Annotated in this window: 14 protein-coding genes, 1 tRNA gene and 1 riboswitch; of the genes, 9 read left to right on the plus strand and 6 right to left on the minus strand. The window is 61.4% G+C overall.

The genetic code is table 11. The annotated features are described in order from the left end of the window. Nucleotides 1-39: 39 nt before the first annotated feature. Nucleotides 40-172, plus strand: a riboswitch (SAM-I-IV-variant riboswitch). Between the two features lie 141 nt (nt 173-313). Beyond that, nucleotides 314-574, plus strand: a complete 261-nt coding sequence (locus tag HMPREF9465_RS07595; RefSeq protein ID WP_005435672.1) for an AbrB/MazE/SpoVT family DNA-binding domain-containing protein — start codon at nt 314-316, stop codon at nt 572-574. Nucleotides 575-769: 195 nt separating this feature from the next. Here the strand turns inward: HMPREF9465_RS07595 and HMPREF9465_RS07600 are convergent. The 3 genes from HMPREF9465_RS07600 to HMPREF9465_RS07610 form a co-directional block, all read right to left on the minus strand. Then, nucleotides 770-845: transfer RNA gene (locus HMPREF9465_RS07600), tRNA-Glu, on the minus strand. Nucleotides 846-1004: 159 nt separating this feature from the next. Continuing rightward, nucleotides 1005-2396 (minus strand): glutamate--tRNA ligase, encoded by a 1392-nt coding sequence (gene gltX / locus HMPREF9465_RS07605; RefSeq protein WP_005435674.1) that lies wholly within the window; start codon nt 2394-2396, stop codon nt 1005-1007. Nucleotides 2397-2625: 229 nt separating this feature from the next. Further along, nucleotides 2626-3852: a DUF401 family protein gene (locus tag HMPREF9465_RS07610; protein WP_038007210.1), complete on the minus strand. Its 1227-nt coding sequence runs from the start codon at nt 3850-3852 to the stop codon at nt 2626-2628. Nucleotides 3853-4155: 303 nt separating this feature from the next. On the opposite strand from HMPREF9465_RS07610, the gene HMPREF9465_RS07615 reads away from it, so the two are divergent. Further along, nucleotides 4156-6120, plus strand: coding sequence for an LTA synthase family protein (locus HMPREF9465_RS07615; protein WP_005435684.1), 1965 nt, complete (start codon nt 4156-4158; stop codon nt 6118-6120). A 69-nt stretch (nt 6121-6189) separates the two neighbouring features. On the opposite strand, the gene HMPREF9465_RS07620 is transcribed toward HMPREF9465_RS07615, so the two are convergent. The 3 genes from HMPREF9465_RS07620 to HMPREF9465_RS07630 are packed head-to-tail and all read right to left on the minus strand — an operon-like array spanning nt 6190 to nt 8339. After that, nucleotides 6190-6810, minus strand: a complete 621-nt coding sequence (locus tag HMPREF9465_RS07620) for an epoxyqueuosine reductase QueH (protein ID WP_005435685.1) — start codon at nt 6808-6810, stop codon at nt 6190-6192. Nucleotides 6811-6855: 45 nt separating this feature from the next. After that, nucleotides 6856-7593 (minus strand): hypothetical protein, encoded by a 738-nt coding sequence (locus tag HMPREF9465_RS07625; protein ID WP_005435686.1) that lies wholly within the window; start codon nt 7591-7593, stop codon nt 6856-6858. Nucleotides 7594-7631: 38 nt separating this feature from the next. Further along, nucleotides 7632-8339 (minus strand): hypothetical protein, encoded by a 708-nt coding sequence (locus HMPREF9465_RS07630; protein ID WP_005435687.1) that lies wholly within the window; start codon nt 8337-8339, stop codon nt 7632-7634. Between the two features lie 480 nt (nt 8340-8819). On the opposite strand from HMPREF9465_RS07630, the gene HMPREF9465_RS07635 reads away from it, so the two are divergent. From HMPREF9465_RS07635 to HMPREF9465_RS07665, 7 genes are all read left to right on the plus strand, one after another. Next, the gene (locus HMPREF9465_RS07635; RefSeq protein WP_005435688.1) at nt 8820-9548 is read left to right on the plus strand and encodes a YggS family pyridoxal phosphate-dependent enzyme; all 729 of its coding nucleotides are present in this window, start codon (nt 8820-8822) and stop codon (nt 9546-9548) included. 284 nt (nt 9549-9832) lie between these two features. After that, nucleotides 9833-11149, plus strand: coding sequence for a sn-glycerol-3-phosphate ABC transporter substrate-binding protein UgpB (ugpB, locus tag HMPREF9465_RS07640; protein ID WP_005435689.1), 1317 nt, complete (start codon nt 9833-9835; stop codon nt 11147-11149). Nucleotides 11150-11306: 157 nt separating this feature from the next. Further along, nucleotides 11307-12188, plus strand: a complete 882-nt coding sequence (gene ugpA / locus HMPREF9465_RS07645; RefSeq protein ID WP_005435691.1) for a sn-glycerol-3-phosphate ABC transporter permease UgpA — start codon at nt 11307-11309, stop codon at nt 12186-12188. A gap of 13 nt (nt 12189-12201) precedes the next feature. Beyond that, complete coding sequence (gene ugpE / locus HMPREF9465_RS07650; RefSeq protein WP_005435693.1) at nt 12202-13050, plus strand: sn-glycerol-3-phosphate ABC transporter permease UgpE; 849 nt, start codon at nt 12202-12204, stop codon at nt 13048-13050. A gap of 12 nt (nt 13051-13062) precedes the next feature. After that, a complete protein-coding gene (locus tag HMPREF9465_RS07655) occupies nt 13063-14133 on the plus strand; it encodes a sn-glycerol-3-phosphate import ATP-binding protein UgpC (protein ID WP_005435694.1) in 1071 nt (356 codons plus the stop codon). Nucleotides 14134-14251: 118 nt separating this feature from the next. Next, nucleotides 14252-14692: a YqaA family protein gene (locus HMPREF9465_RS07660; protein WP_005435697.1), complete on the plus strand. Its 441-nt coding sequence runs from the start codon at nt 14252-14254 to the stop codon at nt 14690-14692. A gap of 44 nt (nt 14693-14736) precedes the next feature. Next, the gene (locus HMPREF9465_RS07665; protein ID WP_231289372.1) at nt 14737-16065 is read left to right on the plus strand and encodes a sodium:solute symporter family protein; all 1329 of its coding nucleotides are present in this window, start codon (nt 14737-14739) and stop codon (nt 16063-16065) included. Nucleotides 16066-16224: the final 159 nt, after the last annotated feature.

Here is a 16224-nt window from a genome sequence, read left to right on the forward strand (position 1 = left end):
GCGTGTTGCGACGAAGTGCCTCGGACGTGTATATTAATTCGACAGCATGAAGAGATGAGGACTTTCCTAAAAGCCCTCACGCCAACCTGCCCGCCTCCGGGCAAGGTGGTGGCCTCCGCGGGAGGCCATGTGGCCGGTAGCTCATCGCGCACCGACAAACATACGGAGAATGGCAATGCCTCTCGACATGCGTGTACGCTGCGGGAGGCTTTTTCGCATCAGGACCGTAGCTTCATCGAGGATGAGGCCCCTGACCGAAAAAGCTCCGCGGCATGCACATCCATCAACATTTATCTGCATGAAGGAGAAGCATATGTCGCATCGTCTTACCATCAAGGGGCAGGTCACGATCCCCAAGGAAATTCGTGACTTTCTCGGACTCGAGGAAGGCTGCTCCTGCGTGGAGTTCGTCGTTGAAGCCGACGGCAGCGTCAGCGTGCGCAAGGCGGGCGAAAAGCCTCGTTCCAGTCGTTCCTCCCGCACTTCCTCCGTTCAAACCGTGCGCAAACCCGTGCACGGTGTTCGCACGCGCGCCCATGGCGGCGTTCTCGCCCTGCTTGCGGGCGGTCTCTGATGGTATAACTCCCGTTGACGTCTCTGTTTCCGCTGCCTGAGAAGTGTTTCAGGCGGCGGTTTGGTTTGCGTTGGGAGAGGGAAGATCAGGCAGATGAGCGGGAGAAAAGAATGTCGGGGAGAAAAGCGGCGGGAGGAGAGGGCTTGCCGGATAAAACAAAACCTCCGTCAGTTCAAGATACTGCGGAGGTTGAGTTGGCGTCCCCAGCGGGGTTCGAACCCGCGTTAGCAACGTGAGAGGCTGCGGTCCTGGACCACTAGACGATAGGGACGTTGTTTCGTAGGGAATGAACTATACGCCGTTTTTCCAGAAGTTGCAGATCGGAATTTGCGTTAAGTCAATGTTTTGCGTAATAAGGATGAAAATAAAGCTCAGTCCGCATGCTTGCGGACTGAGCTTCAACTGATCAGCCTTTTGCCTCTGTCGGCAATCAGAGCGCGCGGGCGATGCGGGCGAGAACTTCTTCCTTGCCGATGAGGCAGAGCGTCTTGTCGATCTGCGGCGTGCGATCGGCGGCGCAGACACAGACGCGGAGCGGGTTGGCGAGCACCTTCATCGCAATACCCTGCTCCTCCATCACGGCCTGAATGCAGCCGTAGACGGCCTCAGGCGTAACGTCGGAGATGGCCTCGAGCTTTTCACCGAAGAGCTTGAGGGCTTCGCGACCGCCGTCGGCGAGGACCTTGGCGGCTTCCTCTTCGTTGACCTTGGGTTCAACGTAGAAGAAGAGGGCGGCGTCGGCCAGCTTTTCGAGAGTGGTGGAGCGGGACTTCAGCAGTTCGCAGACGGCCGCGAGATCGGGACCGCCTTCAACCTTGCCGCCGCGGGCCTCGATGCGGGCCTTCGTGAGATCGGCCAGACGATTCGCGTCGGCTTCCTTCATGTACTGCTGGTTGAGCCAGTCGAACTTCTTCCAGTCGATGCGGGCGGCGGCACGGGAGCAGTCGGAGAGCTCGAACACTTCGGCGAGCTCCTCGCGGGTGAACTTCTCCATGTTGCCGTGGCCCCAGCCCAGGCGGGCGAGATAGTTGAAGACGGCTTCGGGGAGGTAGCCCTGACGTTCGTATTCGAGCACGGAGACGGTGCCGTGGCGCTTCGAGAGCTTCTGACCGTCCTGACCGTTGATGAGCGGCAGGTGGGCGAAGACGGGCACTTCAGCGCCGAGCGCGCGGTAGATGTTGATCTGGCGCGGGGTGTTGTTGATGTGGTCAGCGCCGCGGATCACGTGGCTCACTTCCATGTCCCAGTCGTCGACGACGACGGCGAAGTTGTACGTGGGAATGCCGTTGCGCATGATGATCAGGTCGTCAAGTTCGCTGTTGGAGACTGTGATCGTGCCGTAGACGGCGTCGTTCCAGGTGACGGCGCCTTCATCGGGATTACGGAAGCGGATGACCGGCTTCACACCTTCGGGGATGGGCTTCCCCTGACAGTTCTCAGGACGCCAGCGACCGTCATAGCGGGGCTTGAGGCCCTTGGCCTTCTGTTCTTCGCGCATGGCGTCGAGCTCTTCGGGCGTGGCGTAGCAGTAGTAAGCGCGGCCGTCGGCAAGCATCTGGTCGACGACTTCGCGGTAGCGCTCGAGGCGGTCCATCTGATAGACGGGACCCTCGTCGTAGTCGAGGTTGAGCCACTTCATGCCGTCGAGAATGACCTGAACGGCCTCCTTCGTGGAGCGGACCTGATCGGTGTCCTCGATGCGAAGCAGGAACTTGCCGCCGAAGTGGCGGGCGACGGCCCAGCAGTAGATGGCCGTGCGGGCGGTGCCGAGATGCATCATGCCCGTGGGGCTCGGTGCAATGCGGGTGCGAATCGTCTTCATCACTAAAACTCGTTGTTTGAAAAGGGTCCCGCCTGAGCGCTGCGGCTTCGGGCGCGGAGGAGCGGACGCGCGCGGGGTTGGACGCGCGGCTTGAAAGCTGAACAAAGTCAATATTTTACCCCGTTTGCTGATACTGACGTTAAGCGGAAGTCAAATCAGGAAGTGCGGGGAAAGAAAGGGGCCCGACGCGTGTGAGCGTCAGGCCCCGCCTGATGGATCAGGGATGCGGTCAGGCAGCCCAGGTGAGCCAGGTCCAGACCGAGAAGACGACGAGAACGATGGCTTCCGCAAGGATGACGGGCACCAGCGTCTTGAAGAAGTCCGACTTGAAGTAGTCGATCGTGATCGTGAGGCAGACGTGGGTGGGCGTGATCATCTGGCCTGCGACACCGAAGACCATGGCGACGCCGGCCAGATCAAGAGAGCCGGGCATGAGGCCCGCCACGATCGGCATCACGATGGCAACGTGGCCCTGGCTCATGCCGGTGAGGATGCCGATGACGAAGCTCGTGAGTGCGATGATGACGGGCACGGGAAGCGCCGAGCCTTCGAAGCAGGTGATGATCTGGTGCAGGATGCCCGTGGCCTCAAGAAGCTGGATGAAGAAGAGGATGCAGCCGACGTTGAGGAGAAGACGCCAGTCGGCGGCGCCGACGAACACGTCCTTGACGCTCACGCCGCGCTTCATCATCAGAAGTACGGGGATGAGCAGCACGACCACGGCGCCCATGGCGAGGGCGGCGGAGAGATTGAAGGCCATCATGAGAACGACGCTCAGAAGCACGGGCGCGATGGCGAGCACGACGTTGATGAGGTCTGTCCTGCGCTGCTCGGACGACAGTTCGGCCTTGCGGCGCTTTTCCTCAAACTTGAGCGGGCGGACCATGACGAACCAGCCTGCGGCGAAGGCGACGACGGACATCCAGAAAAGATGGATGACGAGATCGGCGACGCTCACGTGAGCGATGGCGCAGCCGAGGATCATGCCGGGAATGATGGGGCTGGCGAACTCGCAGATGTGGCGGAACCAGAAGTTGATGGCGGCCTTGCTTTCGGGCTTGATGTCCATACCTTCGCAGGCCGTCTCGACGATCGGAGCGGAAAAGCGTGCGCCGCCGACAGAGGGCAGAAGACCAAGGAAGGCGGGCATGCTGGAGATGACGACTTTCGTTGAGGAGAAGAAGCGGTTGAGCGCGTCGACCATGCCCTTGAGCGTGCCGGATCTGCGGAGCTGGATTTCAAGGCACATCACGAAGTAGAGCGCAAAGAGGAGGTCGTAGGTGCGGTTCATCGTTAGCATGTCGTGACCGGCTTCGGTGAGGGCGCGCAGAGTGGGGTCTTCAAAGAGCCAGAGAAGGGCGCCGCCGGCCAGAATGGCCGGTCCGATCGGACACTTGAAGCGAAGCAGGACGACGATGAGGATGATTGCCGCCGCAATGAGGAGGAAAACGTTCATTGTTGTTGCCTTGGTGATGGGCGGTCCCTCCTGAATTCGGGGACCGCGAATGTGCATCCCGAAATTTTCCGCCTATTCTCCGAATTTGGCAAAAAATACTTTCCGAACTCGCCATGGCCGGAGCGTGACGTGCTCGGAGCGCAACAGATTGAGGAGGTTTCGTGCAGAAAGGCGTCGTTCTTGGGGAAAAATGATCGCCCTGTGAACTGAAAAAAAGTTCGCGCCTAAGTAGAATGCACCCTTTGGCCTGCAACGGCACGGTGCCATGCGGGTCCTGCAATGATTCAACGGCTCTTTCGGACAATGACAGAATCCTTTAACTGGCTCGGGCGGTGCGCCCGGGCAGCGGCTTTCGGCATCGCCGCACTCCTTCTGCTGACGATTGCGAGAATCGTCTTCTTCTTCGCCTATAAAAACGACGATCTCGGCTTTCTGAGCGACTTTGCACCTGCAATGGTGATGGGGCTTCGCGTTGATGCCAAGTGGCTGGCAATCCTGCTGCTGCCCGCCTGGATCTGCGTTCTCCTTTCCTACTGGAAGGCCTTCTTCTGGAAGCTGGCGCGCATTCTTGCCTTCGTGGGCATGTTTGTGACGGCGCTTCTGACGGTCATCAACTTCGGCTTTTACGGCTTCTACGCAACGCCCATCAGCCCTATCATCTTCGGCTTCCTTCAGGACGACACGAAGGCGATCGTCATCACGATCATGAAGGACTGGCCCGTGTTCACCTACCTGCTTTGTCTGGCGGGTTTCACGGCTCTGCCCTTTGCGTGCACCATGCTTCTCGGTCGCAGCCGTGAGCGCAGGGTCGGCAGGGCCGCCTACGGCGTCCTTTCGATTCTTTCGATTGTCGTGATGGCGCTTGTCATTCGCGGTAGCCTGGGCACCTTCCCGCTTCGAATCCAGAGCTATTCCGTTACGAAGAACGCCTTCATCAACGCCACTGTTCCCAACGGCATGGCTGCCTTCCATGAGGCCCGAAAGGGCATGCAGGTGCTTGAACTCAAGGGCGGCGCCATTGCCGCCCTCCAGCAGATGGGCTTTGGCAAGGCATCAGATGCTGAGGCTCTCATTGCCGAGGTTCGCCCTGTACTGCCTCAGAGCAAGCCGCTCAAGTCGCAGCCTCATGTTGTTCTGGCCGTCATGGAGTCCATGGGGCGTGACGTGTTCGAGTCGCACAAGCCCGGTGTCAACGACACGCTGGGTGCTCTGGCAGGCGAACTCGATTCGGCGCTTGTCTTCAAGCAGTCGCTGTGTGTGGGACAGGCAACCTTCCCGACGCTCGAGGGCCTGCTTTTCGACTCTCCCCTGAATCCGATCACGCAGAGCCGCTACGGCCGGCACGTCTTCGATTTCTCCCGCATGCTTGAGTACAAGAAGGCGGGCTACAGGACGATCTTCTTGACGGCGGGTCCCGAGGCCTGGCGTCAGATCGAAACCAATTTTCCGCAACAGGGCTTCGACGAGATTGTCGGTGCGGGCAAGCTGTCGTCCCGCTATCCCGGCGTCGAGAACGGCACGTGGGGTGTCGGTGACGCCTGGATGTTCAAGCGTGCGGAGGAGATTCTGAAGGAGGCGGACCAGAAGGGGGAGAAGCTCTTTATCGTGATGCTCTCCACCGCCAATCATCCGCCGCACAGGGTGCCCGACGGCGTCAAGGTCAATCCCGTTTCCTACAAGGAGTTGCCGCCCTTCATCACGGACAACAGGTACGACATCCTGACGGGTTCTCTTGAAACCTATCAGTACGCGGCCAATGCTCTGGGCGGATTCGTGCATGACATGAGACGCGGCGCGCTCAAGCGCGAGCTTCTGATCGTGGCGACCGGCGACCACAATCTTCGCATGTCGTACGCAGGCGGCTACGCCCATCATTTGCATGGCGTTCCGATTCTGATCTGGGCGCCAGAGAGCCTTGAGGCTGACGCCGGGAAGGTCGACGTCACGCGTTGGGCGGGGCATCGCGACATCTTCCCGACGATTGCAGGCGTCGTGTTGGGCAGGACGCCCGAAATTCACGAAGGCCGCAACCTGTTTGCCAACGAATCGATGGACCTCATCGTTTCCTATACGGGCATCGCAGCGGGCAGCTGGGGTGCCGCCGAGATCAGGGACAACGGAAGCGTGACCTGCTATCGCTGGGAGAATGACCGCATGGTGCCTGAGGATGCCTGCACGGGGCTTTCCAAAAAGATGGCCGATGCGGCCAGAGCCCAGAGGGCGCTCGCCGACTACAAGGTCAGGAAGGGGCTTCTCAACGAGAAGTAAACACCCGGATTGAAATGACAGCGGGCCCGCAGCCGAGAAGACTGCGGGCCCGCTGTCCATTGAAACTTGTCAGCCCTTTCCCGTAAGCCCCAGTGCTTCAAGATAAGGCTTCATGTGGGCGGGAAGGTCGGAGGGATCGCGTTCTCGAAGATGTCCCATGGAGAATTCGCAGCCGCACCAGAGCTGGTTGTAGAAGTTTTCCTCTCTGAGGATCTCGCCCCTGCGCTCCTGCAGACCGCCCTTGCGCCAGTTCTGATCCCAGTAGGTGGTGCCGGGGTGCAGGGCAGCCGCTTCGAGCGCGGCCTCTCGAATCTGATCAAGGCGCTTCCAGCGGCTTCCTGCGAGGGTTGTCGTAAAGCGCCTGATGCCGAGCTTTGCGGCCATGGCGGCGGTGGCCCTCATGCGCACGCCGAAACACAGCCTGCAGCGTTCGCCGCGTTCTGGATCGCATTCGTGTCCCTTGACGGCGTTGCGCCAGCCTGCGTGGTCCCAGTCGCCGTCCGTGAACGGAACGGCAAGCTTTTCACAGTAGCGGATGCACTCGTTCTTGCGAACGAGATACTCCTCTTCAGGAAATATGTTGGGATTGAAGTAGTAGACGTGAGGCGCGTAGTCGTTCTGCAGAAGCCATTCGAGAATGGCGGAGGAACAGGGCGCGCAGCAGCTGTGCAGCAGAATGGGTTCTTTCACGGGCTCGGATCCCTTGCTGAGGATTGAAGTCCGCTCATTATAGGTTCAGGAAAAGAACCCGTGGAGGTGCCAGCGGACCTCCGTCTTGTCGGAATCCTCCGTTCGGTAAAGCCAGACGCGGCGGCCGCTCGAACTTTCGGCCACAAAGTAGTCGCGGATCTCCGAGTCGTCGGCATGGCGCACGGGACCATCAACCAGACGCAGGGACTCTTGACGCCATGCAAGTCCATCGTCCGAAGCGTGGAGCGGTAGCGGATCAGAGAGAAGCATCGTGGGCCTCACGTCTGCTTTGCCGGCAGGAGCGCTCATGGGCTTGCGCGCAAAGGCGTCCGCAACGGGAGCAAGACGGCTCGAGGTGGAGGGAAGGCCTTCATCGAGGTTGCTGAGACGGAAGACGCGTCCCGGACCAAGGCGTGCCTGAAGTCGGGCGGCAAGCCCCGTCGGGACGGAAGCGTTCGGCGTGTCCCTGATGAGATCAGAGATTTCGGGCTCAAGCGAGAGCGTCATGCGTCGCAGGCTTCCCGGAATGGGCGTGCGGATCAGTCGGTCGGTCAGGACGTCGGTGAAGGCGCGTGCGCTGCCGTTATTGACGCTGACGACGATCCTGCGGGTTTCGTCCAGCCCCTCGAGCGTGAGAGTGAGTTCGCCGCCTGAGCAGTCGGCGTTGCCCGCAATCCCTGCGCTGAGACTTTTGACCATTGAGGGAAGTTCCTGCAGACGGATGCCGACGGGGACGCTGACGACGGCTTTGAGGGATGTTTTGGCGCAGGTGGCGATGTTCATGAGCTGGACTCCTTGATGGACGAGCATGAGGGCTGCGTTCAGCAGGCGGGAGAGAGACGGGCCGAGGCGAGAGCCTGTTGCACTTTGCGGCGGCATGCGCGCGGGGCGGGAACGAGGGGCCTTTCCTCCAGACTGACGTCTGCTTCCCGCGTGCGGTCGAAGAATGCGCCGCGTCGCGTAGCTCGAACGTGTACGGTGCCGGACCTGCCCGGCCGCAGCATCAGACGGAGTTCGGCAGGGGACGGCGTGCAGGCCATGCTCGAGGGGCGGATGAGGAAGATCGTCGTGCCCGTCGAGTGCGCGGCCATGTCGAGCCTTGCGAGGGCCGCACCGTCCTTCCCGTGAACGAGCGGATTGAGCCAGACGACGACGGCCGAGGTTTCTCCGCTGGCGGCGGCCTGTTCCGCGCACCAGAAGGCCTCTTCAGGCGTAGAGGGAATGGAAAAGAGCTGTCGGTCAAGATCGAGGCCGGCGTCGGCAAGGGCGGGCGCGTAGGGAGCCGCCTCCGAGTCGCAGGGCAGCACCCAGGTGACGTGCTTCAGGGATGCCAGAGCGGGAAGCAGCATGCGGACCTCTCCGATGCCGGCGTGCGGAATGAAAAGCTCGGTCAGGGCGTTCACGGGAAAGCCGCCCTCCGTCAGTTCGTCGAGCGCGGGAATGCGGCTTGCAAGGCTGGCAGGGCGTTCGGAACGAGCCTCTCTCAGGGCTGCGGTGAAAAAGTCGGAAAGGACTGCGGCGGTCGACATGCTGGTACTCCTGAATTTGCTTGAACGTAACACTTGAACGATGCTGTCGTCGTAAGGTCAGTGTACTTTGAGTCTGTCTGTTGCGTATCGACTCGTGATCCTCTGGCGTGATCCACTTGTATTTCATTCTTGCTATCTTGTTGAAGAGTAAGTAAAAGATTTGTTTTGGTGGTTGATTGCGTGTCTTTGCAGGATCATGAAAGGATGCAGTGTGTCGCAAGTTGTGCGCCTTCGCAAATCCGCTCCGGGCTTCAGTTTGCGTAAAAGACAGCGTGAGCTGTGTTTGCGTCAGAACGGCGGGGACGGCTGTTCGGAGGGGGCTTCGAGAGGATCAAATCCGAAAAATGATGCATTTGAAAATTTGACGGAGGTCAAGAAATCGTCAATCTTCGTGCGATGCCGATGCGCCGCCACCCTTGCTAGACTGTCGTTGCGCACGAAGGACGCCTTTCCTTCGAACAGCTTTCAGGAGAATGCATCGTGAGCGAACTCAAGCCGGGACTGCCCGAACGACTGGAACGGGTGCGGGGGGAACTTGCGGCCGCGGAGCGTGCGGCGGGCAGGCCTGCGGGCTCCGTCAGGCTCATTGCCGTCGGGAAGACCTTTCCCGTCGAGGCCTGCGAGGAGGCCTATGCCTGCGGTCAGAGGGCGTTCGGGGAAAACTACGTTCAGGAAGGGGTGGAGAAGATCGTGCACTTTCGTGCGGTGCATCCGGAGGATCCCGGCGAGTGGCACTTCATCGGGCCGCTTCAGGCCAACAAAACCCGCCTCGTCGCCGAGCACTTCGACTGGGTTCAGTCCGTCGACCGCCTTCGCATTGCGTCGCGGCTTTCCGCTCAAAGACCCGCTGGCATGCCGCCCCTCAACATTCTGATCGAGGTCAACATCGACGGAGAGGAGACGAAGTCGGGGGTTGCGCCTTCCGAAGTCGAGGCCTTCGCGGACGAGATCGCCGGCTATCCGGGCCTGAGGCTAAGGGGGCTGATGGCGATTCCCGCGCCGGCGGCGGACAGCGAATCTCGTCGAAGGCCCCTTGCGGCCATGCGCGCACTCTTCGAGCGGCTCCGTGTGAAGCACCCCGGCATGGACACGCTTTCCATGGGCATGAGCGCCGACATGGACGAGGCGGTGTCGGAGGGCGCGACCATGGTGAGGGTCGGCAGGGCCGTCTTCGGACCGCGCGACTATTCGGCGAAGTGCGCCGTTTGAGGCAGTTGGATGCAGAAAACGCCTTTCGTAGGGAAAATCCCATCATGATGCCGCGAAGGCCTGCCAGAGCGCACTTTGGAGGCGGCTTCAGCATCTGGTGGTAGGCGCATCCACCGATCGGCGTATGGACAGGGGAGGGGGCATCCCCTATGATCCAAAATCGGGCGAAGGCTTTTCGTCCAAGGAGTTTGCCTTTCCTCCTTCATGGAAGTGCCCTCGGAGACCGGTGACGGATGCTGCTGACGGCGCCTGGCAAAGGCCCCCTCTGCTCAAAGGAGAACAGCATGAGCAAAAAGTTTGTCGCTGCCGGCGTGATGGCGGCTTCCCTTATGGCCGCGGGCGCGGCCTCCGCCGCTCCCACTGAAATCACGATGTGGCATGCGATGGCCAATACGCTCGGCGACTGGGTTGCCGACGTGACCAAGGACTTCAACGCCAAGACCCCGCAGTGTCATCTCACGTCCACGTACAAGGGCACCTACGACCAGACGATGACGTCGGGCATCGCAGCCCACCGCGCAGGACGCTCCCCGAACATTCTTCAGGTGTTTGAAGTCGGCACGGCAACCATGATGTTCAGCAAGGGTGCCATTGTTCCTGTCGGCGAGCTTCTCGACAAGGCAGGCTACGAATTCAATCCCAAGGACTACATCCCTGCCGTCTACGGCTACTATTCCACGGCCGACGGCAGGATGCTCAGCTATCCGTTCAACTCCTCCACCACCGTTCTCTACCTCAATCTCACCAAGTTCAAGAACGCAGGCCTGCCGACCGAGCCGGACAAGCTCCCGCGCACCTGGCCTGAGATTGAAAAGGCCGCCAAGGCCCTCAAGGCCGCGGGCGAAACCTGCCCGATGACTACTTCCTGGATGGGCTGGACCCAGCTCGAGAGCTTCTCCACCTGGCACAACGTCGAGTACGCCACGCTCAACAACGGCTTCGGCGGCACGGGCGCGCGCCTCATGGTCAACTCTCCGCTCCATCAGCGCCACCTTGAAAATCTGGCCCGCATGGCCAAGGAAGGCACCTTCGTCTACAAGGGCCGCGGCAATCTTGCCGACGCCACCTTCTACTCGGGCGAATGCGCGATCAACATGGGCTCCTCGGGCTCGCTCGGCAACATCCGCCGCAACGCGAAGTTCGAGTACATGACGATGCCGATGCCCTACTACGAGGGCGTGCCTGATGCTCCGCAGAACACCGCTATCGGCGGCGCCTCGCTCTGGGCCATGGCAGGCAAGTCCGACGAGCAGAACCGCTGCGTCGCCGAGTTCTTCCACTACCTCTCCGACCCGCAGGTTCAGGCGAACAACCACATGCGCACGGGCTATCTCCCGGTGACGCAGAAGGCCTTTGAAATCGCCAAGGCCAGCGGCTACTACGAAAAGAATCCGGGCGCAGACGTCGCCGTCAAGCAGATGCTCAAGACGACCGACAAGAGCCGCGGCATTCGTCTCGGCTACCTGCCCAACATCCGCACGATCGTTGACGAGGAATTCGAAAAGATCTGGTCCGGCAAGGCGACCGCCAAGGAGGCCCTTGATGCCGTCGTCCGCCGCGGCAACGAGCAGCTCGTCCGCTTTGAACGCGTGACGAAGTAAGCACGAGCCCTTTCCGACGACAGCTCGCGGACGCCCTCGAACCCCTGAAGGCGTCTGTCCTGCTGCGATACCGCATCCCGAAGACGTCAGGGCACACGGCCCTGCCGTCTTGCGGGATGCTTGCGGTTAGGTTTTTAATATCCTCAGAGTCAACAACGTGGAAAAACGAGTCGTATTCCAAAACCGCTGGCTGCCCTACCTGCTGGTGGCGCCGCAGCTCGCCATTACGCTCATCTTCTTCTTCCTGCCCGCCGGCCAGGCCATCTACCAGTCGGTGCTGATGCAGGATCCCTTCGGGCTCAGCACGGAATTCGTGGGTCTTCAGAACTTTGAAACGCTTCTGTCCGACCCGAACTATGTCTCGAGCTTCAAGATCACGATGGTCTTCTCGGCGCTCGTGGCCTTCCTCGGCCTTGCGATCAGCCTTCTGCTTGCCGTCTGTGCGGACCGCGTGCTGCGCGGCGCCTCGGCCTACAAGACCTTCCTCATCGTGCCGTACGCCGTCGCCCCCGCCGTGGCGGGCGTCCTCTGGATGTTCATCTTCAATCCGACGCTCGGCGTTCTCTCCTACGTGATGCGCATGTTCGGCATCGACTGGAACTATCTGGTCGACGCGGACCAGGCCCTGACGCTTCTCGTCATCGCGGCGGTCTGGAAGCAGGTGAGCTACAACTTCATCTTCTTCCTCGCAGGTCTGCAGGCCATTCCGAAGTCGCTGCTCGAGGCGGCGGCCATGGACGGCGCGGGTCCCTTCCGCCGCTTCTGGACGGTGGTCTTCCCGCTGCTGTCGCCCACGACCTTCTTCCTGCTCGTGATGAACATCGTCTACGCGTTCTTCGACACGTTCGCCATCGTCGATGCGACGACCATGGGCGGTCCGGGGCAGGACACGAACATCCTCGTCTACAAGGTGTTCGTCGACGGCTTCCGCAACATGGACTTCGGCGGCTCCGCCGCACAGTCCGTCATCCTGATGGTGATGGTGATCATCCTCACGGTGATCCAGTTCCGCTTCATCGAGCGGCGCGTCAACTACTGACGGGAGACGACAGATGGTTGAAAATCGTCCCTGGCTCAATTTCTTCACGCACCTGATTCTGATTCTGGGCGTGATCGTGGTGGTCTTCCCCGTCTACGTGGCGTTCGTCGCGTCGACACAGACCGCCGTCGAAGTGGAACAGGCGCCCATGAGCCTTCTTCCCGGCGCCCACTTCATCGAAAACTACATGCAGATCCTCACTGAGGGCGGTGGCACCGCTTCGCGCGCCCCCGTGGGCCGCATGCTCTTCGTCTCGCTCATGATGGCCATGGGCATCTCGATCGGCAAGATCCTGATCTCGCTCGTCTCGGCCTTCGCGATCGTTTACTTCAGGTTCCCCGGCCGCAAGCTCTGCTTCTGGCTCATCTTCATCACGCTGATGCTGCCCGTCGAGGTCCGCATCTCGCCCACCTATGAAGTGATGGCGGATCTGCACCTTCTTGACAGCTGGGGCGGCCTGATTCTTCCCGTGATCGCGTCAGCGACGGCGACCTTCCTCTTCAGGCAGTTCTTCCTCACCGTTCCCGACGAGCTCACCGAAGCCGCCCGCATGGACGGCGCCGGGCCGATGCGCTTCTTCTTCACGATTCTGATGCCGCTTTCCCTCACCAACATCGCGGCAATGTTCGTGATTCAGTTCATCTACGGCTGGAACCAGTACCTGTGGCCGCTGCTTGTGACCACGTCCGAGGACATGTACCCGATCGTGATCGGCATCAAGCGCATGATCGGCGGCGGCGACTCCGCCAACGAATGGAACCTCATCATGGCGACGGCCATGCTTGCAATGATCCCGCCCGCCATCGTGGTGACCGTCATGCAGCGCTGGTTCGTCAAGGGCCTCGTCGACACGGAAAAGTAAGAGACAGACAACATGGCTAACATTCAATTCAAAGACATCCGAAAGAGCTACGGCGACGTGGCAGTCGTGCACGGCATCTCGCTCGACATCAGGGACGGCGAGTTCATCGTGATCGTGGGCCCGTCGGGCTGCGGCAAGTCGACCCTGCTGCGCATGGTGGCGGGCCTCGAGCAGATCACCTCGGGCGAACTCATCATCGGCGAGCGCGTCGTCAACAATCTCGAACCCAAGGACCGCGACTGCGCCATGGTGTTCCAGAACTACGCGCTCTACCCGCACATGACGGTCTTCGACAACATGGCTTACGGCCTCAAGATCCGCGGGGTTCCCAAGGACGAGATCGAGCGTCGCGTCAACGAGGCCGCGAAGATGCTCGAACTCGGAGGCCTGCTTGCGCGCCGTCCTCGCCAGCTCTCCGGCGGCCAGCGCCAGCGCGTCGCCATGGGCCGCGCGATCGTGCGCGAGCCCTCCGTCTTTCTCTTCGACGAACCGCTCTCGAACCTCGACGCAAAGCTGCGCGTGCAGACGCGCCTGCAGATCCAGAAGCTGCACCGCCGTCTCAAGACGACGAGTCTTTACGTCACTCACGATCAGGTCGAGGCCATGACGCTCGCCCACCGCATGATCGTGATGAACGCAGGCCGCGCCGAGCAGGTTGGCACGCCTCAGGAGGTCTATGACGATCCCGAGACGATGTTCGTCGCGAACTTTATCGGCTCTCCTCCGATGAACCTTGTTCACGGCCGCGTCTCCGCAGACGGCAGTCACTTCGAGCACGATTCGGGTGTCCTGTCGCTGCCCGAACCCTGCACGGCACTTGCCGGCAGGGCGGTGGTGCTCGGCGTGCGGCCCGAACACGTGACGCTCCGTCCCGAGGGCGGACTCGCCGCCTTCGAGGTGGAGACGGTCGAGGCCCTCGGCGCCGATCATCTGATCCACGGCGTCCTGCTGGGGCAGAACGTGGTCTTCCGCGTCGACAACCACATGTACATCCCGGAAGTGGGCATCAGGGCGGGACTCGAGTTCTCGGCGGAACACGTGTACTGGTTCGATCCTGAAACGACGAAGCGCATCCGTCTCTGACCCTGTACATGAGCAGGGACTGAAAGGACGGTCCCTGCTTCAGGCTATAATCGGAACGTCGCTCTCCTGTTGGGGGCGGCGTTTCGTTTTTTGAATTCCCACGAAGGAGCCGCGTCCGATGCAGGACTTTCTTTTTGAATGGCTGTCGGGCGCAGGGGCCGAGGCTGCGGTTTTCGCGAGTGCCTTCATTTCCTCGACGCTGATGCCTGGCGGATCCGAGGCGCTCCTGGCAGGGGCGCTGTCGCAAACGCCTGACGACACGCCCCGCCTCTGTCGTCTCGTGCTCCTTGCAACGGCAGGCAATACGCTCGGCGCGATGACCACGTGGCTCATCGGTCGACTGATTCCCGAAAGGGAGAAGACGGACAGGGCGCTTGTGTGGCTCAGGCGATGGGGAGCGCCCGCGCTGCTTCTGTCGTGGCTGCCCGTCGTGGGAGACGCCCTGCCGCTTGCGGCGGGCTGGCTCAGGATGCCTGCTGCAAGCTGTGCAGTCTGGGTGGCCGTGGGAAAGCTTCTGCGCTACGTCGTCGTGGCGGCGGGCACGCTCTCGCTTGTCTGAGTCGGTCTGCCTGAAACAATGGAAAGGAAGAAATCGTCGTGAACATGCTTACAGGCCTTGTGCTCATTTATCTGATCGTTCTGATGTGGTTCGGCTTCTGCGGGGAGCGACATTCGAGCTCGGGGCGCGCCTTTCTTACGAGCGGCGGCCGAGCAGGCGCGCTTCTCTGCGCGCTCTCTCTCGTGAGCACCATCATTGGCGGGTCCGCAACGCTCGGCATGGGAAGCCTCGCGCAGAAGATTGGTTCGGGCGCCTTCTGGTGGCTCGGCGTAGGTGCGGTCGGCCTTCTTCTTCACGGATGGATCGCTCCGAAGATTCGTGCGCTTCCCGCCGTTACGCTTCCCGAGGTGGTCGGCGTCGTGGCGGGCAGGAATGCTGAGCGCTGGGCGGGCGTCATCATTGCGGTCTCCTGGATCGCCGTCACGGCCGCGCAGTTCGTCGCGCTTCACACGCTCCTGCTGACGCTCTCGAGCCCGCTCGCCGCCGAGGTGCTCTATGTGATGATCGCGGGCGTTGTGATCGTGCATACCATCACGGGCGGACAGAGTGCAGTGATCCGCACCGACGCCTTTCAGGCCGTTCTGCTTCTGGGCGGATTCACGGCCGCCGCCTTCTGGCTGCTCGGCGATCGTCCCGACGCCGTAATGGCGCTTGATCCCGTCCCCTTGGGCGACAGGTTCGGGCCGTGGGATTTGGGCAGGATGATGCTTCTCGTGGGCATCACCTATGTCGTAGGTCCCGACATGTTCTCACGCACCTTCACGGCCAGAGACGGACAGTCTGCTCGTTTCGCCGCCTGGATCGCCTCGCCCTGCCTCGTGTGGTTCGGCGTCGTCGTGACGGGGCTCGCGCTTCTCAATCTGCAGGATCCCCAGCCCGTGGCGGGCTGGCTCTCGAGTGCTTCGGAGATGCCCGCCTGGCTCAAGGGAGCGCTCGCGCTCGGCCTCATCAGCGCGCTCTGCGGGTCGGCCGACACGGTGCTTCTTTCGGCCTCCGGCATTGTCGAGCGAAGCCTTCTGGCGGGAGACCGTACGAACGCCGTGCGCTTCTTCGTGGGCGTCTTCGGATTTGCCGCCGCTGCGGCCGTCTATGTCTCGAAGGACATCATCTGGCTGCTGCTCACAGCCTACTCTTTCTTCGTGCCGGGAGTGGCCCTGCCGCTTCTCATTGCGCTCATCGGGCGGGTGAGGCGCCTCAACGCACAGCTCTGGACGGCGGGCGCCGTCTTCGGCGGCATCGGCGGCCTGGTGGGCAACGTCACGGGGGACGAGGTGTGGACTTTTGCAGGCATGGGCGTCTCGGCTGCCTTTGCCGTCGCCTCCCGTTTCAAGGCGCCTGCGGGCGGTTCGGACGCCTTCGGCTCGCTCCGCTGAGCGCGGGCTGAGGGCATTGCGGAACCTGTGTTTCCGTGGGCAAAACGGCCTTTTCCTTAAGCGAAACGGGCGTTGAGTCCCGTTATAATTTCCCGCAAGTTGATTTTTCATGGACGGCGCGCGCTTCAGGTTGAAGGCGCGCCCTCTCAATAGGACTGG

It is taken from the genome of Sutterella wadsworthensis 2_1_59BFAA (assembly GCF_000297775.1).
In the GTDB taxonomy this organism is placed as follows: domain Bacteria; phylum Pseudomonadota; class Gammaproteobacteria; order Burkholderiales; family Burkholderiaceae_F; genus Sutterella; species Sutterella wadsworthensis_A.

Coding starts and splice junctions, on each gene's coding strand:
- HMPREF9465_RS07630 (WP_005435687.1), bottom strand. CDS start 8,339: ATGTCGACCGCCGCAGTCCTTTCCGACTTTTTCACCGCAGCCCTGAGA.
- gltX (WP_005435674.1), bottom strand. CDS start 2,396: ATGAAGACGATTCGCACCCGCATTGCACCGAGCCCCACGGGCATGATG.
- HMPREF9465_RS07665 (WP_231289372.1), top strand. CDS start 14,737: ATGCTTACAGGCCTTGTGCTCATTTATCTGATCGTTCTGATGTGGTTC.
- ugpB (WP_005435689.1), top strand. CDS start 9,833: ATGAGCAAAAAGTTTGTCGCTGCCGGCGTGATGGCGGCTTCCCTTATG.
- ugpE (WP_005435693.1), top strand. CDS start 12,202: ATGGTTGAAAATCGTCCCTGGCTCAATTTCTTCACGCACCTGATTCTG.
- HMPREF9465_RS07625 (WP_005435686.1), bottom strand. CDS start 7,593: ATGAACATCGCCACCTGCGCCAAAACATCCCTCAAAGCCGTCGTCAGC.
- HMPREF9465_RS07660 (WP_005435697.1), top strand. CDS start 14,252: ATGCAGGACTTTCTTTTTGAATGGCTGTCGGGCGCAGGGGCCGAGGCT.
- HMPREF9465_RS07610 (WP_038007210.1), bottom strand. CDS start 3,852: ATGAACGTTTTCCTCCTCATTGCGGCGGCAATCATCCTCATCGTCGTC.
- HMPREF9465_RS07615 (WP_005435684.1), top strand. CDS start 4,156: ATGACAGAATCCTTTAACTGGCTCGGGCGGTGCGCCCGGGCAGCGGCT.
- HMPREF9465_RS07655 (WP_005435694.1), top strand. CDS start 13,063: ATGGCTAACATTCAATTCAAAGACATCCGAAAGAGCTACGGCGACGTG.
- HMPREF9465_RS07595 (WP_005435672.1), top strand. CDS start 314: ATGTCGCATCGTCTTACCATCAAGGGGCAGGTCACGATCCCCAAGGAA.